Source organism: Oscillibacter sp. PC13, assembly GCF_900115635.1.
Taxonomy (GTDB): domain Bacteria; phylum Bacillota; class Clostridia; order Oscillospirales; family Oscillospiraceae; genus Oscillibacter.
This window is the reverse complement of record NZ_FOXE01000005.1, coordinates 41283-65852: the sequence shown is the minus strand read 5'-3', so window position 1 is coordinate 65852 and position 24570 is coordinate 41283. Positions and strand designations below refer to the sequence as shown.

Sequence of the window (24570 nt, the reverse complement as noted above, 5' to 3'; positions counted from 1 at the left end):
TACTGAAGCCCGAATTGAAACAAAAGGTGTGTTGTGTTTTTATGATGTACGGAAGCTCCCCTTCTTCAGCCCTTCCTGCAATCAAGGCCAGACGGGGATTTTTTGCAGCTCATGGAGATGTTCTACGGGAGGGAATCCGGGACGGTGCCCCCATTGCGCTGGGTTATTTTGTGGTGGCCTTTACCCTGGGGATTGCGGCCCGCGGCGCAGGTCTGACGGCCTTCCAAGGCTTTCTGTCCAGCCTGCTGCTGAACGCCTCTGCCGGCGAGTATGCCGGGTTCGCCCTGATTGCCGCCAAAGCCGCCTATTGGGAGGTTGCTCTGGTCACACTGATTGCCAATGCCCGGTATCTGCTGATGAGCTGTGCTCTCAGCCAGCGTCTGGCTCCCGGCACCGCGCTGCGCCATCGGCTTTTGCTGGGCTATGACATTGCGGACGAGCTATTCGGCATTTCGATTGCCCGCCCCGGTTATCTGGATCCCTTCTACACATACGGCGCCATTCTCGTCGCCGCCCCCTGCTGGGCCATCGGCACCGCTGTCGGCGTCACCGCCGGAAGTATTCTGCCGCTCCGGGTGGTCAGTGCACTGGGGGTCGCCCTGTTCGGCATGTTTCTGGCTGTGATCATTCCCCCGGCCCGGAAAAGCCGTGTGGTGGCGGGCGTCGTGGCGGCAAGCTTTGCCGCCAGCTACGGAGCGGCAAAGCTGCCGCTGCTGGCCACGCTCTCGGACGGGACACGCACCATTTTGCTGACCGTGGTCATTGCGGGTCTCGCGGCGGCCCTGTTCCCGATTTCCGCAGCCAAGGAGGAGCCTGCCGGTCATGCAGCATAATATCTACCTCTATCTGTTTGTAATGGCTGCCGTCACCTATGCCATTCGGGTCCTGCCCCTGACACTGATCCGGCAGCAAATTCAAAATCGTTTTGTACAGTCCTTTCTCTATTACGTTCCCTATGTAACATTGGCGGTCATGACTTTTCCCGCCATTCTGGGTGCCACCCAGATCCCCATTGCCGGAGCGCTGGCTCTTGGCGCGGGGATTGTGCTGGCCTGGTGCGGTGCCGGACTCTTTTCTGTCTCCGCGGCCTGCTGTGCCGTGGTATTTTTGGTGGAGCTGGTGCTCTGCCGCTGATGACACAACTTTTCAAAAAAGCTGGGGGAAGCAATTGCTTCCCCCAGCTTTTTTGTTTTCGATATGGGCGGATTCTCTTACTGCAGTCCCTTCAGCAACTCCTCCGATACAGATGACAAATCGCTCAGACACACCTGATCCACGCCGAAAAAGCCCGCCATCCTGGCCCGTTCCGCCGCCGCCTCTTGATTCAGATACCACACCACGGTCTGACTCCTGTCGTTCTCTGCGCAGGTCAGATAGGCGCAGGCATAGCGGCTGGAGTAGTAAGTCTCCGTCTCCCGATCTGCCAGGCGGGCCGCTATCTCCGCCGCGTCCGGCGTTCCGCCCCGTTTTCCTCCAGTCCAGGCGATGCCTGTCGTGGTCATCATCAGGGTGATTTTCTCCCCTGGGACCACTCCCCTTAACTCCGCCAAAGCGTAATAGACCTCCTCCAGCGGCTCCATCGGTGCGATGGGAAAGCCTCCGCCATTCTGCTCATAGGGTGCCACCCGCAGCACCAGACGGTCCGCCGCAGCGCCCAAGGCAGCATAGTCATACCCCTCGTAGGTCTTTCCCTCCCACACGGGCGCCTCCGCCGCCACATACAATGCTTTCTCGCCCAAGGCGCTGTCCAGTGCCTGTACCAGTGTGGTCAGCAACTTTCTCTGCTCAAACTTCAGCTTGGGGAGGTCCAAAAACACCCCGTCATAACCGCCGGCGCTGACCGCGTCCGCGATTTTGCCCGCCAGTTCACCAGACGCCCCCTTCAGTGTGTTGGTACTTCCGGTGACCTGCAGCAAAACCGCTGCGCCGCTGGCCCGTGCGGCTGTCTGGATGGCAGCAGTCGTCTCCTCTTCCATTCCAATGGAAACCTGCACCTGGCCGTTATACACCAGCCGGGCGGCAGGCACTGCCACGGCCTCGTAGCCGGTCAGCCCTTCTGCAGTGGTGGTAATACCGATTCGGCCAATAGACGAAGCATGGTATTTGTCATACAGGCGCATCAGCATCACCGCCGCCTGTTCCCGGGTCGCCGTCCGATCCGGCGAAAAAGCCGCAGCGGAGGTCCCGCTGATGATTCCAAGCTCATAGGCCATGGAGATATATCCCACATTGGCATTCACATCCCGGAAGGGCATGGGCAGTTCCTGCGCAAGGCCCGCAATGGTTCCATACCCCAGGGCCCGCACCAGCATGACCGCAATCTCCTCTCGAGTGATGGCGTCACTCGGCCGGAATTTCTCTGTTTGGCGGGTAACAGCGCCGTTGGCATAAGCCGTCTCCACCGCGCTGTAATACCAGGCGGCAGGGTTCTGCACATCCGTATAGGTACCCTGCTCCGGTTTCGCCATCTCCCATCCGAAAAAGCGGCACAGCACTACGGTAAAGGCCGCCCGAGTCATGGGATGTCCCAGTCCAAACGTTGTTTTGCTCTCTCCCTGAAACAGACCCAGGTCAACCGCCCGGGTAATGGACGCGGCAGCCCAGTGTGAGGCAGGGACATCGGAAAAGCCCGTGCGCGCAGCAGCCGCAGAGGGCGCCGAAACTCCCAACAGCAGTGCGCACAGCAGCCCACAGGCGAGCAGCCGTTGCAGACAATTTTTCATCGTTGTTTTTGCTCCTTTGGCGATTCATTTGTTTGCAGATATAGGGCATTGTACCAAAATCCGGAAGTTTCGTCAAACGAAGGGTGTCGGAATACAGAAAAGCCTTTACGTTTCAGCGCTTGCCTGATATAATATTCTGGTTATCATAGCTTCTTCAGGCAAATATGGGAAAGGGGGGAACGTATCTATGAAATTCAAAAAATGGAATATCGGGGCTCCGGCAGAGCAGGACGTTGCCCTCCTGCGCAGTGCAGGGTATTCCTATTTGCTGTCCACCGTGCTGGCAGCCCGGGGCATTACCACGGCAGAGGCGGCCGCAGAATTCTTGGATCGGGAGCGGAAGCTGACGCTTTCCCCGATGCTGATGCGGGATATGGACAAAGCCGTTACCCGCATTCAGCAGGCCATTGCCTCAGGAGAAACCATTGCCGTCTTCGGCGACTACGATGTGGACGGCATTACCTCCACCTGCCTGCTTACAGACTACCTGCGCAGCTGCGGTGCCCGCTGCCTGCGTTATATTCCCCGGAGAATTGAGGACGGCTACGGCCTCTCCTGCGATGCCATCCGGAATCTGCACGAGCAGGGTGCCTCCTTGATGATCACCGTGGACTGCGGCATTACTGGCAATGAGGAAGTGGATTTTGCCAACGGACTAGGAATGGATGTGGTCGTAACGGATCACCATGAGTGCAAGGACACACTGCCGCATGCTGTGGCAGTGGTCGACCCGCATCGGCCGGACTGCTCCTACCCCTTCAAGTACTTGGCCGGTGTCGGCGTGGCGCTGAAACTGGTGCTGGCTCTGGGCGGGGAAAGCCGTGAGGACGCCTTGTTCGCCCGGTACTGCACGCTGGCCGCCATCGGCACCATTGCTGATGTCATGCGGATGGAAGGCGAAAACCGCACGATTGTCCACTGTGGCCTGGAAGCCCTGCCTCATACCAATTTTGTGGGCATTCACGCACTTTTAAAGGAGGCCGGACTTCTGGGAAAGCCCATCACCTCCATTCAAATTGGCTTTGTGCTCTCTCCCCGGATTAACGCCGCCGGGCGCATGGGTGCGGCAGATCTGGCTGCAGACCTTCTTGAGACCAGCGATCCAGCCCGAGCCGAGGCGCTTGCAAAACAGCTTTGTGATTTGAACCGGGAGCGCCAGACTGTGGAGCAGGCCATCTGCGCAGACGCCATTGGACAGATTGAACGCCTCCGGGCAGAGGACCGCAATGCCTTGGTGCTCTCCAGCGAAGACTGGCACCAGGGGGTGGTCGGCATCGTAGCCTCCCGCCTCAGCGAGAAATATTCCTGCCCCAGCTTCATGATTCACTTAAAGGATGGGACCGGCAAGGGATCCTGCCGTTCTTACGGCGGCTTTAACCTCTTTGCCGCCCTGGAGTCCTGTTCCGATTTATTGGAGGGCTTCGGCGGTCACGAGCTGGCCGCTGGTTTCACCATTCAGGAATCCAATATTGCCGCTTTCCGGGCGCGGATGAACCGCTATGCCCGCAGCGCCGCCGGCGGCGAACCGCCCATCAGCTCGCTGGACGTTGACGCTCCCATCTCCTACCCCGGAGATGTGTCCCTCTTTGAGGTAGAGCAATTGGGCCACTTGGAGCCTTATGGTGCGGGAAACCCCCGGCCGGTCTTCGCGCTGCTGGGGGCTACGGTGGACGCCATCCAGTCCGTTGGTCAGGGGAAGCACCTCAAGCTCCGTCTTTCCAAGGGCACCTGCCGGTTTGACTCCATCTTCTTCTCTGTGACTGCGGAGGAATGCGGTGTAGCGGAGGGAATGCGGGTAGATGCTGCCTTTTATCTGCAGGCCAATACATTCCGCGGAAATACCACTCTGCAGCTGCAGCTGATTGATATCCGGCCCTCTCTGACTCCCAGCCGGCACGAAGCGGCGGATCTGGATTTGCTGCACAGGCTGATGGACGGAGCCGCACTGACAGCCCAGGAATCCGCCCGTCTGCGGGCCTCCCGGGATCAGTTTGCAGCGTTCTGGCTGGTGTTGGAGCGCCGGCTCCGCCAGGGGCGGTTGGAGGCAGAACTCCTGCCCTTTCTGCGCCAGCTGGCAGCTCTGGCCGGCGGATGTGAGAGCTTTCTCCGGGCCGCTTTGGCGTTGGCAGTCTTCCATGAGCGAGGCCTTTTATCCATGACCATAGACGGTAGTTTGCTGACGTTAAAGTTGAATTCCGCCCAAGGGAAGGTCGACCTGTTCGCCTCCCCGTATCTGATGCGGCTGCAGGATGCCGCCAATCGGAATCGAGGTGATGTCCTATGACCATTTCGGAACAGTACGACAACCTGGAAAAAACCGTTCGCGGTTATAACTCCTCTGCAGATTTTGCCCAGATCCGGGCCGCCTTTGAATTTGCGGAGAATGCCCACAAGGATCAGCGGCGCAAGAGTGGTGAGCCGTATATCATCCACCCCCTGGCGGTAGCCCAGATTGTGGCGGAGGAGTTGCGGCTGGATTCCGAGTCCATTGCGGCCGCCCTGCTTCACGACGTAATTGAGGATACCCCTGCCAATTATGGTCAGGTGTCGAAGCTCTTCTCCCCTACCATTGCCGATCTGGTGGAGGGCGTCTCAAAGCTGACCCGTATCCAGTATGCCACCAAGGAAGACGAGCAGATGGAGAATCTGCGGAAGATGCTCATTGCCATGAGCAAGGACATCCGAGTGATTCTCATCAAAATTGCCGACCGGCTTCATAACATGCGCACCATGGAGTACCAGTCTCCGGAAAAGCAGAAGCAAAAGTCTTTGGAGACGATGGAGATCTATGCGCCCATCTCCCACCGGCTGGGCATGCAGCGCATCAAGTGGGAGCTGGAGGATCTGTCTTTAAAGTACCTGGACCCCATCGGGTATGAGGAAATCGTCTCCAAGCTGGATGCCAAGCGCCAGGAATATGAGGCTTTTATGCGGCGCACCCAGGATCAAATCGATGACCGGTTAAACGAATTGAGCATCGAGCATATCATTTATGGCCGGATGAAGCACCCCTATTCCATCTATCGGAAAATGTTTAACCAGAACAAGTCTCTTGACGAAATTTTTGATCTCTTTGCCTTCCGTGTCATCGTGGAAAACGTGGGGGACTGTTACAATGTGCTGGGTGTGATTCACGATCTCTACAAACCCATCCTCGGCCGCTTCAAGGATTATATCGGAACGCCGAAGCCAAACGGCTATCAGTCTCTCCACACCACTGTCATGGGGCCGGACGGCCTGCCTTTTGAGGTACAGATCCGCACCCGGGAGATGCACGAGATTGCTGAGTACGGCGTGGCGGCCCACTGGAAATACAAGCAGGGCGGCGCAGGCAGCGGCACGGAAGGACGGTACGAATGGGTCCGGCGCCTGCTGGAAAACCAGGAGGGCGCTGATGCCGAGGATTATATCCACTCGCTGAAGGTAGACATGTTTGCCGATGAGGTATTCGTTTTTACCCCCAACGGCGATGTACAGAACCTGCCGGCCGGTGCCACTCCCATCGACTTTGCCTATGCCATTCATTCCGCTGTGGGCAACCGGATGGTGGGTGCCAAGGTCAACAGCCGCATTGTCACCTTGGATCACGTTCTGAAAAACGGCGACATCGTGGAGATCCTGACCTCCAAAAATGCCAAGGGTCCCAGCCGGGATTGGATGAAAATTGCCAAATCCAGCGAGGCCCGCAGTAAAATCCGGCAGTGGTTTAAAAAAGAGAAAAAGGATGAAAATATTGCCAACGGCCGCTCTGCTTTTGAAGCAGAACTGAAGCACTGCGGCATTCCCATGCGGGATGTCCTGGATCCTGAGATTCTGCCCGGTCTTCTCAAGCGGGTCAGCTACGGATCGCTGGACGAGATGTATGCCGCCATCGGCTATGGCGGCTTTACTGCTCAGAAAGCCGTCAGCCGGATGCAGGGCGAACTGAATCGAGTTGCCAAACTGCATGAGGCGGAGAAGGCGCTGGAGGACGCTGCTGAGGCAAAAACCGCAGAAAATGCCAAGCAGCCCTCGGCTCCCAAGCGAATTAGAAGCGAGCAGGGAATTATTGTGGAGGGGCTGGACAACTGCCTGGTCAAATTCTCCAAGTGCTGCACCCCGGTTCCGGGGGACGATATTATTGGCTTTATCACCCGCGGATACGGCGTGTCCGTCCACCGCTGTGACTGTCCCAACGCCTCCCTGGAAAAGCGCTCCCTGCCCGGCCAGGAAGGACGGTGGATCAAGGTCTCCTGGGGCAGCGACACCAATGAGAGTTATCCCACTCTTTTGGAGGTGGTGTGCAAGGACCGGCAGGGGCTCCTGCTGGATATCTCCGCCGCCCTTTCTTCCACCAACACCTTCGTCCTCGGCATTAACTCCCGCAGCACTGCAGATGAGTTTGCCATCTTCCGGATTGAAGTCCGCATTCGGGACAGTCAGCAGCTGAAGGCTTTGATGAACCGCCTGCATCAAATTTCCGGCGTTCTGAAGGTCACGCGGCCCTCTGGCTGACACCGTTGCAAGCTCCGTATTCCCCGTTTTCGCCTTTCCCGCGATTACCGATCGTTCAAAAAAGGAGATGTTCTTTATGCGCGCAGTTGTCACCCGGGTGGCCCATGCCTCCGTCACAATCGACGGGCGAGTCAGCGGACAGATCGGCCGGGGCTTTCTGGTGCTGTTAGGTGTGGGGCCATGCGACACGTATGATACCGCCGTCAAGCTGGCGGACAAAATCTGCAATCTTCGTGTCTTTGAAGACGAGGCGGGTAAAATGAACCGCAGTTTGGAGCAGGTGGACGGCAGTCTCCTGGTTGTCTCCCAGTTTACGCTGTATGCCGACACCTCCTCCCGCCGTCCCGGCTTCACCGGCGCGGCCAAGCCAGATGCTGCCATTTTGCTGTATGAAGCCTTTATGTCCCACTGCCGTGAACGGGGCTTTCGGGTGGAGCACGGCGAATTCGGCGCCGACATGCAGGTGGATTCCCGCAACGACGGGCCGGTGACAATTTTGTTTGACTCCGACCGCCCTTAACGTGATTTCAAAATTTTACTTTACGGAGGTTTTTCATGGAGATCAAAGCCTTGCAGGTTGGCGCCCTTGGCACCAACTGCTATCTTCTCTGCGATGAAGCAACCAAGGTCTGCGCCGTAGTGGATCCAGGCGCAGATGCAAACCGCGTGGCAGCAGCTGTGGCGCAAACCGGCTGTACGCCCTGCGCCATTTTTCTGACTCATGGACACGATGACCATACCGGCGGCGTGGCAGATCTGCAGGCCCTGTGGCCTGAGGTCCCAACCTATCTCAATCACCGGGACATCTATCCTGACGATCCCCGGGCGCAGCAGCTTTTCCCCCTGCTCTCCGGCGACATCCGGGACTATGACGAGGGGGATTCCCTGTCTGTGGGCAGCCTCACCGTCTCTGTGATGGCCACGCCCGGCCACTCTGAGGGCAGTGTCACGCTTCGCTGCGGCGACGCGCTGTTCTGCGGAGATACTCTGTTTGCCGGCTCCTGCGGCCGGACGGATTTTCAGGGCGGCGACATGGAGAAGATGATGGCCTCTCTCAAACGTCTGAGCGCGTTGGAGGGAGACCTTCAGGTCCTGCCCGGCCATATGGATTTCAGCAGCCTGGATCGGGAGCGGCGGGTGAATCCCTATCTGCTCCACGCCATGCGCGGAACAATTTAAGGAATTTTTATGAAACTGGTATTGAATGGCCATGATGAGCGCTATGTTGTAGAGCAGAGCCTGATGGCTCTGTTTCCGGAAGAGCGTCCAGTCTATGAGCAGATTCTTCCCTGTGATACCACCTGGGCTATCATCTCCCTCCGGGAGGAGGCGGACCGCTGCCGCGTCACCGTGGAACTGTCCTACCAGGGCAAGGCCGCCCCATACAGCTACGGCTGCTCCCTCACCGGCACGGACTTTGAAAAAGAAGGCCAGCGGCGCCATGTGATTGGGAAGTGCTTTTTCCTGGCGGCTAGGGAAGTTACCGGCGTTACCCCGCCCTGGGGAAGCCTCACAGGCGTCCGGCCCGACAAGCTGGCCACCTGGGCCATGGCGGAGGGGCGCACCCAGCAGCAGGCGCAGGCCATACTGGAAAACAACTATTTCGTCACGCCGGAACGGGCAGCTCTGGCCGCTGAAACCGGTGCCCAAGCGCTCTTTGCCGGACAGAGCCTCGGCCCCCGGGACATTGCAGTATATGTGGGTATTCCCTTCTGCCCCACCCGGTGCGCCTACTGTTCTTTTGTCAGCCAGTCCGTGGAAAAGAGTTTTGCCATGGTGCCGCCCTACGTGGACGCCCTGGTGTGGGAACTCAAAGCCGGCGGGCAGATGGTCCGCCAGGCCGGGCTGCGGGTTCGGGCCTTTTACATGGGCGGTGGAACGCCCACGACCCTGACGGCCGCGCAGATGGACCGGGTGCTGGAGGCCTTTGAAACGGCGTTTGACACCGCCGCCTGTGAGGAGATGACCGTGGAGGCCGGCAGGCCGGATACCATTACGGCAGAAAAGCTGGCGGTTTTAAAGGCCCACGGCGTCACCCGGGTGTCCGTGAATCCCCAGACCATGGAAGACCATGTGCTCCGGGCCATCGGCCGGTGCCACACCGCCGGAGACATTGAACGCGCCATGGAACTGACGGCACAGCATGGCTTCCCACATGTGAACATGGACTTGATTGCTGGACTTCCGGAGGACACGGCGGAGGGCTTCCGCCGTTCTCTCGATCGGTGCCTTGCCTTCGGCACGGACAACGTCACCGTCCACACGCTGGCCTTGAAAAAGGGCAGCCGTATTCTGACGGAGGGTCTCCGCATTCCCGGGCAGGAGACGGTGGCGGAGATGCTGGACTATGCCGCGCCCGTTCTCCGGGCCGCCGGGCACCATCCCTACTATCTCTACCGGCAGAAGTATATGTCAGGCAGCTTTGAAAACATCGGCTGGAGCCATCCCGGCGCGGAGTGCCTGTACAACATCTATATTATGTCGGAGCTGTGCTCCATTTTGTCTTTCGGCGCCGGCGGATCCACGAAAATGGTGGAACCCGGTACCAATCACATTCAGCGGGCATTCAATCTGAAATATCCGAAAGAGTATATCGAGCGGCCGGAAAAGTCGCTCGCCAACCAGGCGGCCTTTGCCGCGTTTTACGAAACTTTGAAAGGAGTTTAAGTTACATGCCGTATTCTCTGACGCAAATTAACGAAGCGGTCCGCAGCGATCCCAAGGCGTTCGCCGAAGAGTGCGATGCCGCCTATGCGAAAAAGGTGGAGCTGGCTGCCCAGAAAATTGCCGGGCACCGCAGCGAGTCTCACGTCATCCTGCTGTCCGGCCCCTCCGGGTCCGGCAAGACCACCACGGCCATGAAAATTGAAGAAGTCCTGGAGCATATGGGGGTGGAAACCCACACCATCTCCATGGACAACTACTTCAACACCGTTGATCCGGAGACGGCGCCCCGGAACCGGGAGGGCGGTATCGATTATGAATCCCCCTTCTGCCTGGATATTGAGCTTTTGAACCGGCACTTTGCCATGCTGGACCGGGGCGAGACCATCCACGTGCCCAAGTACGAGTTCGCCCGGCAGATGCGCTCCGACATTCTCTCCCAGCCTCTGCGTCTGGGGCCTGACGAGCTGGCGATTTTCGAGGGGATTCATGCTCTCAACGACATCATCGTGGGCAAAAACCCCCATGCCTTCAAGCTCTATATCGCCGCCCGCTCCAACATTACAAACGGCGAGGGCGAGATTGTCTTCCAGCATGCCTGGCTGCGGCTGTGCCGCCGGATTGTCCGGGACTACAAGTTCCGCGGCAGCGACGCCAGCTTCACCCTGAAAATGTGGGCCAACGTCCGCCGGGGCGAAAAGCTGTACATCTCCCCCTATAAGGAAAACGCAAACATCATGTTCGACTCCTCTCTGGCCTGCGAGGCCTCGCTGCTGAAGCCCTTTGTCGTGCCCCTGCTGGAGGCCGTTCCCGCCGGGAAATACGAGGTGGTGGATGAGATGCTGAAGGCCTTTGACCGGATTGAGGCCATGGACGAGAAGTACATCGCCCCCAACTCCCTGGCCCGGGAGTTTATCGGCGGCAGCACGTACAGTTATTAACAGATTGGAAGGAGGCTCCCCCATGAACGAACGGCTGCAGGAATTGCTGGACAGCGTCCAGCGCACCGCCTGCCAAGTCAGCGACGCCGCGGCCGACGCCGCTTACGGTGTGGGCAAAAAAGCCAGTGCGCTGCTGAGCGTGGCCAAGCTGAATATCCAGGTGATGGATTTGAAGGCGGAAGTGAATGCCCAGCTTCGGACGGTGGGCGAGATGATCTACGGCACCCACACCGGAACTCCTACGGAATCGGAAGTCCTGCTGGAAAAGCTTCAGGAAATCGATGGACTTTACAGCCGGATTGCGGATCTCGAGGCGGAGATTGTGCGGCTCCAGGCGGTCCCTGCCTGTCCCATCTGCGGCGCCCCTGCCCAGGATGGCGACGTATTCTGCCGGGAATGCGGGGGAAAGCTGTAATGGAATATGCCTTTTCACAGTATCAGGAGAGTGCGGAATCGCTCCGTGCCCGTTTGGGTTCCTTTCGCCCCCGTTGTCTGTTGATCTTGGGATCCGGTCTGGGCGCTTTGGGAGATGTGGTGGAGGATGCCGTCTGCGTCCCCTTTGAAGAAGTTCCCCATATGAAGCGTTCCACAGCTCCCGACCACAAGGGCCGCTTTGTCTTTGGCCGCCTGTCCGGCCAGCCGGTGGCGGTGATGCAGGGGCGGCTTCACACTTACGAGGGCTGGTCCTTCGCGGACGTCAGCTTCCCCGTTCGGGTGCTGCGGCTTTTAGGCGCGGAGGCTATGATCATCACCAATGCCGCCGGAGCGGTCAACACCGCCTTTTCCGCCGGGGACATCATGCTGATCACCGACCACATCAAGCTCTTCGGTGTCAGTCCCCTGTGCGGCCCCAACCTGGAGGAATTCGGTCCCCGTTTTCCGGATGCGTCCCATATCTACACGCCCGCTTTGCAGGATGTGGCCCGCCAGACCGCCCAAACGCTGGATATTCCTCTCCGGGAGGGCGTTTACATGTACTTCCCGGGTCCCCAGTACGAAACGCCGGCGGAGGTGCGGGCGGCCCGCGTACTGGGTGCGGACGCCGTGGGCATGTCCACGGTGCCGGAAGCCATTGTGGCCGCCCACTGCGGCATGCAGGTGCTGGGCTTTACCCTGTGCACCAATATGGCGGCCGGCGTTTTAAACCAGCCGCTCTCCTCTGACGAGGTTCTCGCTGCCGCCGGGGCGGCAGGTCCCCGCTTTTCCGCTCTGGTAAAAGGATGCCTGGCCCGTCTGTAAGGCATGATTTTTCAAACTGCGCCATAGGCTGGAAACAGCCCCCTGCGCATTCTTTAAGTAATTCGAGGTAATCTCTCCATGTCGAATCAACCAAAAAAGCAATCCTTTCTGGGCGGTGCCGCCATTTTGGCGGCTGCGGTTGCCATTGTCAAAATCATTGGCGCTTTCTATAAGCTGCCGCTGAGCAACATTCTGGGCGGCACCGGAAAAACCTATTTCAACACCGCTTATTATATCTACAACATTCTTCTGACCATTTCCACCGCCGGATTGCCCCTGGCCATTTCCAAGCTCACCAGCCAGGCCCATGCCCAGGGGCGCGAGAACGAAAAGCGGAAGATTTTCCGCACCGCCATCTGGCTGTTTTTCGCCCTGGGCGTGGCCGGTTCCCTGTTCATGTATTTCCGGGCGGCAGACCTTGCTGTTTTCATGGAGAACGCGTTGGCATACCAGCCTATCCGGGCCCTGGCGCCCGCCGTGTTCTGCGTGTGTCTTCTGGCCTGCATGCGGGGCTATACCCAGGGGCAGGGGAACATGACGCCAACTGCCATCTCCCAGGTGCTGGAGGCACTTTGCAAGCTGTGCGTCGGCCTGCCCCTGGCCTGGTACGTTCTGCACATCGGCATGAGCCTGGATATGAGTGCCGCCGGCGCCATTGTGGGTGTCACAGTGGGTACAGTGGTATCCATGCTGTTCCTCGTGTTCTATCTTCTGACCCACCGGAACCGGACAGAAGCTCTGGACGCTCCTTCCGGCAGCGGCGCCATTATCCGCCAGATCCTGGCGATTGGAATTCCTATTACGCTCAGCAATTCCGCATTGAGTATTATCAGCCTCATTGATACCAAGATTGTCATGGGCCGCCTGCAGCATGGCCTGCTTCTTACCGAGGAGGCAGCGGCGGCGCTGAATGGTCAGTACAGCATGGCCATGGATATGCCCAACATGGTGGCTTCTTTCGTCTATCCCGTCACCATGAGCCTCATTCCCTTTGCCGCGGCGGCTTTGGCCCGGAAGGACCACGCGGGATCCGACCGTATTATTTCTTCCGCCTTCCGCCTGATTGCCATTCTGGCCCTGCCAGCCGGCATCGGCCTCAGCGCTCTGTCCACTCCCATTATGCGGCTGGTTCTTCCCCTCCAGCAGGAGGATGCCCAGGCGGCGGGCCCCCATCTGCAGATTCTGGGCATCGCCCTGATCTTTATCTGCCTGATGATTCTGACGAACGCCATTCTGCAAACCTACGGCAAGGAGAACCTGCCCATCTTCACCGTCATTGCCGGCGGTGCTACAAAGATTATCATGAACTATATTCTGGTGGGAAACCCGGATATCAACATCCATGGCGCCCCGATCTCCACATTGTGCTGCTATCTGGTCATCTCCGGATTGAACTTGTTTTTTGTGTGGAAGTACTCTCCGAAAAAGCCCCGTTATCTCCAGCTGTTCTTAAAGCCTGTCATCGCCTCCGTTTTAATGGGCGGTTCCGCCTGGGCGGTGTACGGCTTCGTGGACCGGATACTGTCTGCGGGCCACTCCGCCTATGGCGCCAACGCCATTGCCACTCTGCTGGGCATCTGCGCAGGCGTGATCGTTTACTTTATTTTAGTCATTGCCCTGCAGATTCTGCGGGCAGAGGATGTTCAGAATATCCCCCACGGGAAAACACTGATAAAACTTTTGCACTTAAAATGATTTTTTCCTTGAAAACCAAGGGGTTCCTATCGATTTATCTTGCAAAGGCGGACAATATATGGTAGATTTTCAATGTAAGAATTTTTATAGCTACGAAGACTTTCTGGAGATTATGCGGCTTCTCCGTGCTCCTGGAGGATGTCCGTGGGATGCGGAACAGACCCACGCCTCCATCCGCCGCAATTTTCTGGAAGAAACCTATGAGGCGTTGGATGCCTTGGATCGGGACGATGCCAACGATATGTGCGAGGAACTGGGCGATGTGCTGATGCAGGTGGCGTTTCACGCCGTCATTGAGGAGGAGCGCGGCCGTTTCACCATGGCGGATGTGGTGAACGGTGTGGCGCAAAAGCTGGTGTATCGTCACCCGCATGTGTTTGGCACGGTGCAGGTGGAAAACAGCGATGAGGTGCTGACCAACTGGGAAGCCCTCAAGCGGGCAGAGAAAGGACAGGCCTCCACCGCCGATGCCGTGGAGTCTGTCCCCCACACGCTGCCATCCCTGTGGCGGGCTGAAAAAATTCAGAAGAAGGCCGCCAAGGCTGGCTTTGACTGGGAGAATGCCATTTCCGCCCTGAATAGCCTGGAAGAGGAAGTCCGGGAACTGCGGGAGGCACTGCAATCTGAAAAGGCAGCGGACGCCCATCATAGTGTGCGGGAGGAGCTTGGCAAGACCTTGTTTATGGCAGCCAAAATCGGCCAGATGACGGGTGTGGATCCGGAAGATGCCCTTCATTGTGCCTGTGACAAATTCAATGCCCGCTTTCGCCTGGTGGAAGAAGCTGCGGACAAGCCCCTGTCAGAGTACGGCAGCGATGAACTCACCGCCCTGTGGAATACCGCCAAGGCACACGAACTGTCTTAATCGCGTAAGAATTCGCGTTAAGAAATATGAAGAGAATCAACATTTTTATAGGAGGATATTTTCATGAACAAAGCTGAACTGATTAATGCCGTCGCCGCTTCCGCAGAGGTTTCCAAAAAGGAAGCCGAGGCCGTTGTTTCTGCCACTTTGGATGCCATTACCGCCGCCCTGCAGGAGGGAGATAAGGTGCAGCTGGTCGGCTTTGGATCTTTCGAGGTAAAGAAGCGTGCCGAGCGTATCGGCCGCAACCCCAAGACCAAGGAGTCCATCAAGATTCCTGCTTCCGTCGTTCCCGTATTCAAGGCTGGCAAGGCCCTGAAGGACGCCGTCGCGAAATAAGCATCCCGATGAATCCGGCTGCCGGCACCTGAAGTGTCGGCAGCTTTACTTCTTTTGGAAAGGACGTTTTTTCATGCGATTGGACAAATATCTGAAGGTCTCCCGTCTGATTAAGCGGCGGACCATTGCCAACGAGGCCTGCGACAACGGACTGGTGACCGTCAACGGTAAGCCCGCCCGGGCCTCCTATGATGTAAAGGTAGGAGATCAAATCTCTTTGCGGTTCGGCATACGGACTGTGACTGTGGAGGTACTGTCTGTGCAGGAAACCGTCCGCCAAGCGGACGCTGCGGCACTGTACCGGGAAATCGGGCGTTGATCCTGCCGGTGTAATTCCCGCTCATATTTTTTCTCTCCGCCCCATATAGTTGGGACAGGGGGAGGGACACCGTATGAACGACTACACTGCAATGCCGCAGGCCGGGCATCGCCTGGAACTCATCGGACGGGAACAGCTGACGATTTCCGGCGTGGAGGACGTGGAACGCTTTGACGAAGCAGGCATCGTCATGTCCACCAGTGCCGGTACGCTGGTCATTACCGGAGAAGATCTGCACATTGGCAAGCTGTCTCTTGACGGCGGCGAGCTGCATGTGGATGGCCGCATTGATTCTATTTCCTATGAAGACGGCGGCCGGGAACAGGGCGGTTTTCTGCGCCGGCTATTCGGATAACGCCCTATGGAGAACTACGTCTCCCAGCAGCTGCTGGTCTTTGGCCAGTCCATTTTGCTGGGTCTGTCGGCCGGACTGCTGTATGATTTGCTGCGGGCCTTCCGGCTTCGCAGACCCCGCCTCACCGCTCTGCTGGACAGCCTATACTGTCTGTCTCTGGGGACCGCAGTCTTTTTATTTACCCTGCGCCTGGCTGAGGGGCAGTTGAGACTGTATGTGCTACTGGGAATTCTCGGCGGATCCGTACTGTTTTTTTCCGCATTTTCTGCGTCGCTTCGGCCAGTTTGGGACTTTTGGGTGGACACTTTGGCGCTTTTGCTGCATTTACTGTCCATCCCTGCCCATTGGTGCCGACAATTTTGCAAAAAAACATGGCAAAGCGGAAAAAATCTCTTTTATTTTGCAGGGAAATGCTATACAATAAGAAAAAATGGGTGTAAGCGGTTTTCTCAGAAGAAAGGCGGACTCCATGGCAAACCAGGCAAATACAAAAAAGCAAAAAAAGAACGGTCGGAGAACTCGGGCCAGCCTCCCCACCAAGATTTTGATTTTGGTACTTCTGGCCGCCACAGGGTGGCAGCTTTACCGGCTGCAGGGGCAGGTGGACGCCGCTCGGGCCGAAAAAGAGGCACTGGCCGCCCAGGTGCAGGTTCAGCAGCAGGAAAATGATTCCATTTCTGCGGATATTGCTGCCGGCAACACCCAAGAGAAGATGGAGGAAATCGCCCGGGATGAATTGGGCTTGGTTTCCCCTGGCGAGCGCGTATTTTATGATGTGAGCAATTGAGACCGGTGCCGGGCGGCGAGAAGGACGTCCTGTTCTCTTCTTCCCTTCGGCATCGGCCCTCTTGTATGGAAATGCGGGCACCTTTTACAGACAGCGTGCCCGGAAAATTACCGGAAGGAGAAACAAGTAACTGTATGGAGCCTCAGGTTGGGAGCATTCTGGAGGGTAAGGTGACCTCTATCACCAAATTCGGCGCATTTGTCGCCTTGGCCAATGGGAAGTCCGGTTTGGTGCATATTTCAGAGATCGCCAACAGCTTTGTCAACGATGTACATGATTTTCTGCAGGAAGGACAGACTGTTAAGGTCTTGGTTCTCTCTACAGATAATGGAAAAATTAACCTTTCCATTAAAAAAACTTTGCCGCAGCAGGAACGTCCTGCTCCCAGAGGGCCGCGCCCAATCCAGCAGCGGCCTGTCGGCAGCACACCCCGGCCTATGGCACCGCGCACCTCCTTCCGGACTCCACAGCCCATATCTCCCAGCGGAGATCAGTCCTTTGAGGATAAGTTAAAGCAATTTCTCTCCTCTTCAGAGGGAAAGATGGCTGATCTGAACCGCAGTGTGGACAGCAAGCGGGGCGGCGGCCGCAGGCGGAAATAGCACAAAAGGAGATCGCCTCTGGCGATCTCCTTTTTATATGGGTGCACCAGTATAAAAAAGAGCCGCCCAGCGCCATGCACTGTGCGGCCCAAGCGGGTGGGATATTGGAAAGCTTCCTTCATTATGATACACCCCTGCCGCCGCTTTTGTAAACAGGAGCTTTTGCCGGAAAGAGAGTTCTTTTGCCGAAAAAATGCATTTTTAAACAATTTGTGAAAATAGACATATTTTCTCTTTTCAACGAAGTATCCTTGTGTTATACTATACAAAAGAGAGGGTATATAACTCTCTTTCATACGAAAGGAGCGATTTCGATGAAGTGTACCTTTGCCTGTAAGCGAGTGTCCCTGAACGACTCCATCAAGGAGTATGCTGAAAAGAAAATCTCCAAGCTGGAGCGCTATTTCCGGGAAGAGGATACCACTGCGTTTATTACATTCACTGTGCAGAAGGATCATCTTTGCTCGGTGGAAATTACCATCCGAGGCGGTGGTACCATGCTCCGGGCCCAGACTGAGGCTCCGGACGGTGATATGCGCGGTGCCATCGACGCTGCTGTTGGCTATATCGAGCGCCAGATTCTGAAGAACAAAACCCGCCTCTCCAAGCGGCTGCGGAGCGAGGGCTTTCCGCCTCCCACCCCTGCGGATGATTTTGAGATAACGGAGGAGAAAGAATTCAACATTGTCCGTACCAAGCGTTTTTCCGTAAAGCCCATGAGCCCAGAGGAGGCCATTTTGCAGATGAATCTGCTGGATCACAGCTTCTTCGTCTTCCGCAACAGCGAGGATGACGCCCTGTCAATTGTCTATTGCCGTAAAAATGGCGGCTATGGTCTGATTGCCACGGATGATGCTGAATAAGTAACGTGTTTTCTGGGGGCCGCAATGGCCCCCAGATTTCTTTCTTCCCGGGTTGACCGGGTGTTTTTCCTTGTGCTTTTCCGGATAATCTGGTATACTAAATGGGTCTTTTCCCTTGGAACAGGCAAAATTCAACGAAAGAAAGTACTTTTTCATGAAAATGATTTTTTTGGTGGACGGCGATAACAACATTGGCACCGGCTTGAAGGGCATTGAGATGCTCTCCGAGCAGGACACCGTCCTGATCTTTTACCAAAAGGGGTTGACCCCCACTAAAATCCAAAAGCTGTGCACAGGCGCCAAGGCAGACGTGCAGTATATCGAAAGCGTCCGGGACGGCAAAAACTCCATTGACTTCCAGATTATTACGGAGTTGGGTGTTCTGGTCGGAAAGCAGGAAGCGGACTTTGCCTATGTCATCAGCCAGGATAAGGGGTATGCCGCCTCTATTGATGCACTCCGGGCCCGGTATGCTGACGCTTTTCAGGAAGTTGCCCTGCGGCCCTCGATTGAGGAGTGCCTGCACCTGAGCTTTATACTGAAGGCAACTTCCCGCCAGGAGTTGAAGCATGCGCTGGCAAAGGAATACGGCGGTGCCCAAGGCGGATTGCTGTACAGCCATCTGGAGCAGCTCTTTCAGGCGCCGGAAAAGTCCGTGACACTGACTACCGGGCCGGTACCAAAAGCTGCCGTCCGTCCCCGCCGAGGTTCCCGCGGCGGTCGGAGAAAAAAGCAGCCCACCCCTGAAAAGAACACCGAAGTTCTTTCCGAATAAGTGAAAGAGAGCATCCCTTTCGATGAAAACATCAAAAGGGATGCTCTTTTCTTAAAATATACACAGCCGGGCAGAAACTGAAGAGGAGCCGGCAGCAGCTGCCCTTTCCCCGCAGGGCACCATATCAATTTCAGTTTTGCTGTTCTATATCTCCTGCTCCCTTTGATGTCCCTGGAGCAGGGGGCGTGGTGCAGTGATGGGCTTCTCGCATCCGCGCCTCCAAGTTCTGGGAAAGGTAGAGCCAACCGGCTGCGCATTTTCCGATCCAGCTGCGCTCACCATATGGTCGGCACAGACGCCACAGAAACGATTCCTTGCCGGAATATGCTGCTTTCCTGTCTGATCCGGCCCTTCCTGTTATGCCCAGCGCAATTTTTCTTCCTGGCCAAGCGGCAGAATATTGCTGTGGATCCCACGCAGCTGCGGAGTAATGGGCTGGTCGACATGCATATGTCCAAAATACCACCTTTTGAACCGCGGTGCAGCGGAAAGCATCTGATACCATGTATCGAACAGCGCCGGCAGCTGGTAATCCGCGTCAATTTCCTTGGATCTGGAAATGGCCGCCCTGGCGGACAACGGGGTTTCATGGGAGATCACATAATCGATTTCATGCAGATGCGCCGCCAGCTGACGCTCTCCATACGCGATTTCCGCAGGTGTCGGCTCTTCTTCCGGCCACCAGCTTACCCCTTTCTTCTTCCACCAGCTGAACCCATCCTCCCTGCGATCGATGCCAACGGACCGGGCTCCGCCGAACGTGAAAATCCGGGTTTCATAAATGGAGTAGATCTCTCCCCGCATCAGGTGAAATACCCGCTCACCAGCCCGGTGTACACGGCCTCCATTCCAAGATTCAACTTCCATGCTGTTCAGCAGGGCATGGTTTTCGTGATTCCCGTCTATAAATGCGACAACGCCGGGAAAAAGCTGCTGCAGGGTTTCAATTTTGGAGGGGTAGTTCCTGTCCCAGATGTAGCCGGCATCCCCTGCTATGATCAAAATATCAGACGGTCTCAGCTCGTTTTTCGCCGCAAGGCCAAAAAAGGGGGAGAAGGTTCCGTGCTTATCGCCTGTGATAAAAATTCTTTCCGTCATGTCGGCTGGTTACACTGCTTCCGGCTTTTTATAGGAATAGATACCGTTTTGCTCCTCACGGACAATCTGGCCGGAAAAATACAGATACTGCAGGTGGGAAACGGCTTCTCCCGTTGCAAACCATTTTTGCGGGGCAGGAAACTCCTCCCAGTTCCTGCAGTCAATTTCCCAGGTCATATCCCGTGCAACTTCATATGCCGTTTTCCGGCTGCCGCCCAGAATGCTGAGTACTTCTGCAAGTCGGTCGTTGTGGTGACGGTACAGTTCCTGAATCCGCGCGTACATGTTTTCCACCGGCGTTCCGTGGGCGGACAGCAGCAGGCTGACATCCAGCTTTTCCACTTTTTTCAGGCTCTCCAAATACTCCTGCAGCGGGTTTTCCGTACAAAGCTCAATGCAGATATTCGGCGTAATGGTTCCTAAAATATGATCCCCGCAAAACAGCACTTTTTTTTCGGCGTCATAAAGGCACATATGGCCGGGGGTATGGCCGGGGGTTTCCACGGCCTGCAGGTGGTATCCGCCGTAGTGCAGCACATCGCCCTCCTTCACATAGGTAAAGTTGACCCGTGTATCCTGGCAGTACTTTCTGCCCGGGTGAATATCCGTGTTCCGCCCAAAGTCCGCCTTCGGAAATCCATACTTGATAAACAGATCATCCAGCATTCGCCAGTAGAGGTTACCGGTTTCAAAATTGATGAGCTCCCCATCCGTCTCCCCGGTGAAAATCGTGCTGGACTCCCGGGCAAACTTTCCGATCAGTCCGCAGTGATCGGAATGCAGATGGGTAATGAACAGGTCTGTTTCCGCAATGCCCAGTTCCTCAAATGCGCTTCGCAGAGCCTCCTCACATTCTGGCCTGTTAAAGCCGGTGTCAATCAGCAGGTTTCGCTCTCCGGTAATGATATAGGCATTGATATCCCGCAGGGGGTTGTTGGGCAGGGGAACGGTTTTTTGATAAATGTTCTCTGCTACTTTTTTTAACATGTGCTGTGCCTCCTGGAGTATTTTCTTGTAATTTGGTCTGCATCTTGGCCACTGGAGGATCTGGATTCCGCTCAGCGGCAGCGGAAATCCACCAAACCTGCGCAGCCGGGTACCGGGCCGTACATCAGACTGCATTCGCCGCTTCCGGCAGGGTGGAACAGCGGCAGCCGAAAAGCCCAGTGGAACGAGCATACCACAGCCCGGGGTGGTTCGCAAGGTTCCTTGTGGAAAACAGGGAAATCCCTGCAGCGGCGCCGATCCGCAGACCTACCGTATCAGAAGCTGCGCAAAAACACTCCTTCCTTGGCCTCTATACCAAAAAAGGAGTGTTTTCATCGTTATGGGGCGAGCCAAACCGCCGGGATCCCGATAGATACCGCCAGTCTGCAAAGACGGCCCACTCACAGCAGAAGCCGCTTTGACTCTGCCTTAAAACATCCTCAGATCTTCTGATCCACTTCGTACATGTGAGCCATCAGATCCAGAATCTTGTTGCTGTAGCCCCATTCATTATCGTACCAGGCGATCAGCTTTACAAAGTTGTTGTCCAGCATAATGCCGGCCGTCTCATCAAAAATGCAGGTTTCGGAAAAACCGGTCAGGTCAGAGGAAACCACTTGATCCGTGGTGCAGGTAATGATGCCCTTCATGCTGTTTTTCGCAGCATTCTGCATCGCCACACACACATCATGATAGCTGGCGGGCTGCTTCAGGCGGGCGGTCAAATCCACCACGGAGACATCATTGGTGGGCACACGGAAGCTCATACCGGTCATCTTGCCCTTCAGCTCCGGAATCACCAGACCAACGGCCTTGGCAGCGCCTGTGGTGGAAGGAATGATATTCCCCATCACGCTGCGCCCGGTGCGCCAGTCACGGCCGGCACGGGAGTCAACGGCCTTCTGCTTGGCTGTGGCGGCGTGGATGGTGCTCATCAGCGCTTGCTCAATACCAAAGGTATCATTGATGACCTTGGTCATGGGGGCCAGGCAGTTCGTCGTGCAGGAGGCATTGGACACCACATCCATATCCGGCGTGTACAGTTTATGGTTGACGCCCATCACAAACGTGGGGGTTGTGTCATCCTTGGCAGGGGCGGAGATAATCACCTTTTTTGCGCCGTGCTGGAAGTGGGCAGCCGCCTTTTCCGTGGTGTTATATACGCCGGTGGATTCAATAATGTACTCTGCACCGCAGTCATCCCAGGGAATCAAGTTGGCATCGCTCTCACTGTATACGCGAATTTTCTTTCCGTTGATAATCAGGTGGCGGTCATCGTGCTCCACAATACCGCGATAGGTCCGGAAAACCGTGTCATACTTTACCTGATAAACCATATAATCCAAATCTGCATTCCGAAGATTGATGCCGCAGATCTCATAACTGCTGCAGCCTCTCTCCAGCATAATCCGCAGTGCCACACGGCCAATTCGGCCGAAGCCATTAATGCCAACTTTGATCGCCATGTTCCCATTCCTTCCACTGTTTTCATATTTCACCAAGCATGCCCGTGGATGCCCAGTAAGTTCTGTCTTTATTATAGCACAAGGAGTAAATATTTCCCTACATTTTTACGTAAAATTACGTCTTTAAAATTCAAATATTCTTGTCTGTTTTGCACATATCGTTTTTTACTTTTCCGCTTTTCAGCCTGTTCCTCGTCAATTTTCGACATAATTCAACAAAATTCTTGTTTTTATAAATAGCTTTTGTTATGCTAATGGTGTTATAGGCAGGGTTTTCCATGGTTTTTGGATTCTCTCTCTGTAAATGCTACATTCAGTGCCAGCGGGCACGGGAAAGGAGCCTCCCATGGATCCGGATGTTCATCAATTGGCCGCCCTGTTCCGCAATATCTCCACACAGCTTCGCGGCACCCTGAGCAATTTCCACCTGGCGGCCGGTCAGTTGGTCCCTGCTGCTGATCGGGAGCTGAATCCCATTCTGGACGCTAAGGCCGCCGTCCTGGATCAAGGCTACTATCAATTACTGCGGCTGGTGAATGATCTCTCAGCCGTGTCTTCTTTATATGCAGGGCCTCCCCTTCTCCTGCAGGATTGCGATATTGTAGAGCTGATCCGTACCCTGTGTCTGCAGGCAGATGATCTGGCCGCTATGATTGGTCTGAAGCTGCAGTTTCTCTGCAATTTAGATCGCCACATCTGTGCCGTCAATCGCGACAGCATCGAACAGCTGCTGTTTCATCTGCTGTCCAATGCTTTCAAGTTTACACCTGCCGGCGGAAGTGTATCTGTAGAGCTAAAGATCAGCGGCAATCGGGTACTGCTCTCTGTCTGCGATACCGGCTGCGGCATTGACGAGCATTTGCTGCCTGTGCTTTTTGACCGCTATCTCCATGAGATTTCTGAGGAACCACTTCCCGGGCAAGGGCTTGGACTTGGATTATTTTTGTGTCACCGCATTGCGGAGGCACACGGCGGCAGTATCATGGCAGAGTCAAGAGCCGGAAAGGGCACTCGCTTCACAGTTTCTCTTCCCGACCGGCAAGCAGGATCCCCCAGTGTTTCAGATGTCCCCAACGCATACAGCAACGGCTTTAATAAAATACTGATGGCTTTATCAGACGCACTGCCGTCCAGTGCCTTTTTGCTGCGGAATCAGGACTGAAAAATTGGCTGCATAACAAATTGCAGCCAATTTTTTGTTTCATTTTTCAGAAAAACCAGTTACAATAACAGTATCACTATTTTCAATTCAAAGGAGTTTTCCCGATGTCCCATGTATATATTGCCATGAGCGGCGGTGTAGACAGCTCTGTTTCTGCGCTGTTGCTGCAGCAAGCTGGGTACCAGATCTCCGGTGTCAACCTGCGCCTATTTCATAATGAGGATCTCGGTGAAAGCCGTGAAAAAACCTGCTGTTCTCTTTCTGATGCGGAAGATGCCCGCATGGTTGCGCGGCGGTTGGGATTTCCCTTCTATGTGTTTGATTTTTCTCAAATATTTCGTGATACGGTCATTCAGGAATTTGTGGAGTCGTACCAGCGCGGACAAACACCCAATCCCTGCGTTGCCTGCAATCGCTCCGTCAAGTTCGGTGCTTTGCTGCACCGGGTGCTGGCGTTGCACGGTGATTTTCTGGCCACAGGCCATTATGCTCAAATTGTGCGCAGCACAACTACGGGACGTTACCTTTTGAAAAGAGGTGCAGACCGGAGCAAGGACCAGAGCTATTTCCTTTATATGCTGACCCAGGAGCAGTTGGCCCACACGCTTTTTCCACTGGGTGGACTCCATAAAAGCCAGGTTCGGGAAATTGCGGCGGAGCATGGTTTGATCAATGCGTCCAAGCGGGACAGCCAAGATATCTGCTTTGCGCCGGATGGCGATTATGCCACTTTCATTGAGCGTGCCACCGGGCATCCATCTCCAACCGGGCCCTTTCTGGATGAAACCGGGCATATTTTAGGGCAACATAAGGGCTTTGTCCGCTATACCCGCGGACAGCATAAGGGCCTGGGCCTGCCGACGGAACAGCCCCTATATGTATTGGAGAAGGATGCGGAAACAAATGCCATTCGTCTCGGACCGGACAGTGCCCTTTGGGAAGACACACTGATAGCGGAACATATGAACTGGATTTCTATTCCCACCCTGTCAGCTCCAATGTCGGTAACTGTCAAAACCCGCTACAGCCAGCGGGAAGCCGCCGCCGTCATCGAACCCATGGAGCGCGGGCGGGTACGGGCAATATTTGATGAACCTCAGCGGGCCATTACCGCTGGACAGGCCGTTGTTTTCTATGACGGTGAAATTGTCGTTGGCGGTGGTACCATCTGCTGAGCACGCAAAAGGACGCCGCAT

Annotated in this window: 25 protein-coding genes; 21 read left to right on the top strand and 4 right to left on the bottom strand. The window is 55.8% G+C overall.

Annotated features, from left to right (window positions below):
• Positions 1–41: 41 nt before the first annotated feature.
• A complete protein-coding gene (locus tag BMZ81_RS04015) occupies positions 42–833 on the top strand; it encodes an AzlC family ABC transporter permease (protein ID WP_242942563.1) in 792 nt (263 codons plus the stop codon).
• Entirely contained in the window at positions 823–1134 is a 312-nt protein-coding gene (locus BMZ81_RS04010) for an AzlD domain-containing protein (protein ID WP_091128930.1), read from the top strand. Before BMZ81_RS04015 ends, BMZ81_RS04010 begins: the two co-directional genes overlap by 11 nt.
• A 77-nt stretch (positions 1135–1211) precedes the next feature.
• On the opposite strand, the gene BMZ81_RS04005 is transcribed toward BMZ81_RS04010, so the two are convergent.
• Positions 1212–2723, bottom strand: a complete 1512-nt coding sequence (locus tag BMZ81_RS04005; protein WP_091128927.1) for an S-layer homology domain-containing protein — start codon at positions 2721–2723, stop codon at positions 1212–1214.
• 187 nt (positions 2724–2910) lie between these two features.
• Here BMZ81_RS04005 and recJ point away from each other — a divergent pair, with 187 nt between their 5' ends.
• The 17 genes from recJ to BMZ81_RS03910 all read left to right on the top strand — a co-directional run bounded on the left by recJ (position 2911) and on the right by BMZ81_RS03910 (position 18661).
• Complete coding sequence (recJ, locus tag BMZ81_RS04000; protein WP_091128925.1) at positions 2911–5007, top strand: single-stranded-DNA-specific exonuclease RecJ; 2097 nt, start codon at positions 2911–2913, stop codon at positions 5005–5007.
• A complete protein-coding gene (locus tag BMZ81_RS03995) occupies positions 5004–7217 on the top strand; it encodes a RelA/SpoT family protein (protein WP_091128923.1) in 2214 nt (737 codons plus the stop codon). Before recJ ends, BMZ81_RS03995 begins: the two co-directional genes overlap by 4 nt.
• 76 nt (positions 7218–7293) lie before the next feature.
• The gene (dtd, locus tag BMZ81_RS03990) at positions 7294–7737 is read left to right on the top strand and encodes a D-aminoacyl-tRNA deacylase (RefSeq protein ID WP_091128921.1); all 444 of its coding nucleotides are present in this window, start codon (positions 7294–7296) and stop codon (positions 7735–7737) included.
• A 35-nt stretch (positions 7738–7772) separates the two neighbouring features.
• Positions 7773–8396, top strand: a complete 624-nt coding sequence (locus BMZ81_RS03985) for an MBL fold metallo-hydrolase (protein WP_091128918.1) — start codon at positions 7773–7775, stop codon at positions 8394–8396.
• Positions 8397–8405: 9 nt separating this feature from the next.
• Positions 8406–9884 (top strand): coproporphyrinogen dehydrogenase HemZ, encoded by a 1479-nt coding sequence (hemZ, locus tag BMZ81_RS03980; protein ID WP_091128915.1) that lies wholly within the window; start codon positions 8406–8408, stop codon positions 9882–9884.
• Between the two features lie 5 nt (positions 9885–9889).
• Entirely contained in the window at positions 9890–10822 is a 933-nt protein-coding gene (locus BMZ81_RS03975; protein WP_091128912.1) for a uridine kinase family protein, read from the top strand.
• 22 nt (positions 10823–10844) lie between these two features.
• The gene (locus BMZ81_RS03970; RefSeq protein ID WP_091128909.1) at positions 10845–11237 is read left to right on the top strand and encodes a zinc ribbon domain-containing protein; all 393 of its coding nucleotides are present in this window, start codon (positions 10845–10847) and stop codon (positions 11235–11237) included.
• Positions 11237–12061 carry a purine-nucleoside phosphorylase gene (locus BMZ81_RS03965; RefSeq protein WP_091128906.1) on the top strand — a complete coding sequence of 275 codons (825 nt, stop codon included), beginning with the start codon at positions 11237–11239 and terminating at the stop codon, positions 12059–12061. Before BMZ81_RS03970 ends, BMZ81_RS03965 begins: the two co-directional genes overlap by 1 nt.
• Before the next feature lie 78 nt (positions 12062–12139).
• Positions 12140–13756 (top strand): putative polysaccharide biosynthesis protein, encoded by a 1617-nt coding sequence (locus tag BMZ81_RS03960; protein WP_091128904.1) that lies wholly within the window; start codon positions 12140–12142, stop codon positions 13754–13756.
• A gap of 58 nt (positions 13757–13814) precedes the next feature.
• Positions 13815–14621, top strand: coding sequence for a nucleoside triphosphate pyrophosphohydrolase (gene mazG, locus BMZ81_RS03955; RefSeq protein ID WP_091128902.1), 807 nt, complete (start codon positions 13815–13817; stop codon positions 14619–14621).
• A gap of 63 nt (positions 14622–14684) precedes the next feature.
• Entirely contained in the window at positions 14685–14960 is a 276-nt protein-coding gene (locus BMZ81_RS03950; protein ID WP_091128900.1) for an HU family DNA-binding protein, read from the top strand.
• Between the two features lie 73 nt (positions 14961–15033).
• On the top strand, positions 15034–15279 hold the full coding sequence (locus BMZ81_RS03945) for an RNA-binding S4 domain-containing protein (RefSeq protein ID WP_091128897.1): 246 nt from the start codon (positions 15034–15036) through the stop codon (positions 15277–15279).
• 73 nt (positions 15280–15352) lie between these two features.
• The gene (locus BMZ81_RS03940) at positions 15353–15634 is read left to right on the top strand and encodes a YabP/YqfC family sporulation protein (protein ID WP_091128895.1); all 282 of its coding nucleotides are present in this window, start codon (positions 15353–15355) and stop codon (positions 15632–15634) included.
• A gap of 469 nt (positions 15635–16103) precedes the next feature.
• Complete coding sequence (locus BMZ81_RS14220; RefSeq protein WP_242942562.1) at positions 16104–16421, top strand: FtsB family cell division protein; 318 nt, start codon at positions 16104–16106, stop codon at positions 16419–16421.
• Between the two features lie 134 nt (positions 16422–16555).
• Positions 16556–17023 (top strand): S1 RNA-binding domain-containing protein, encoded by a 468-nt coding sequence (locus tag BMZ81_RS03920; protein WP_091128889.1) that lies wholly within the window; start codon positions 16556–16558, stop codon positions 17021–17023.
• A gap of 314 nt (positions 17024–17337) precedes the next feature.
• A complete protein-coding gene (gene raiA, locus BMZ81_RS03915; protein ID WP_091128885.1) occupies positions 17338–17886 on the top strand; it encodes a ribosome hibernation-promoting factor, HPF/YfiA family in 549 nt (182 codons plus the stop codon).
• A gap of 154 nt (positions 17887–18040) precedes the next feature.
• Positions 18041–18661, top strand: a complete 621-nt coding sequence (locus BMZ81_RS03910; RefSeq protein WP_177187190.1) for a PIN domain-containing protein — start codon at positions 18041–18043, stop codon at positions 18659–18661.
• A gap of 357 nt (positions 18662–19018) precedes the next feature.
• Here BMZ81_RS03910 and BMZ81_RS03905 read toward each other — a convergent pair whose 3' ends face one another.
• The 3 genes from BMZ81_RS03905 to gap form a co-directional block, all read right to left on the bottom strand.
• Positions 19019–19759 carry a metallophosphoesterase gene (locus BMZ81_RS03905; protein ID WP_091128883.1) on the bottom strand — a complete coding sequence of 247 codons (741 nt, stop codon included), beginning with the start codon at positions 19757–19759 and terminating at the stop codon, positions 19019–19021.
• 9 nt (positions 19760–19768) lie between these two features.
• Positions 19769–20746, bottom strand: a complete 978-nt coding sequence (locus BMZ81_RS03900) for an MBL fold metallo-hydrolase (RefSeq protein WP_177187189.1) — start codon at positions 20744–20746, stop codon at positions 19769–19771.
• 440 nt (positions 20747–21186) lie between these two features.
• Positions 21187–22212, bottom strand: coding sequence for a type I glyceraldehyde-3-phosphate dehydrogenase (gene gap, locus BMZ81_RS03895; RefSeq protein ID WP_091128878.1), 1026 nt, complete (start codon positions 22210–22212; stop codon positions 21187–21189).
• 346 nt (positions 22213–22558) lie between these two features.
• On the opposite strand from gap, the gene BMZ81_RS03890 reads away from it, so the two are divergent.
• Both BMZ81_RS03890 and mnmA read left to right on the top strand, forming a co-directional pair.
• Positions 22559–23374, top strand: a complete 816-nt coding sequence (locus tag BMZ81_RS03890) for a sensor histidine kinase (protein ID WP_091128875.1) — start codon at positions 22559–22561, stop codon at positions 23372–23374.
• Between the two features lie 104 nt (positions 23375–23478).
• Complete coding sequence (mnmA, locus tag BMZ81_RS03885; protein WP_091128873.1) at positions 23479–24549, top strand: tRNA 2-thiouridine(34) synthase MnmA; 1071 nt, start codon at positions 23479–23481, stop codon at positions 24547–24549.
• Positions 24550–24570 lie beyond the last annotated feature (21 nt).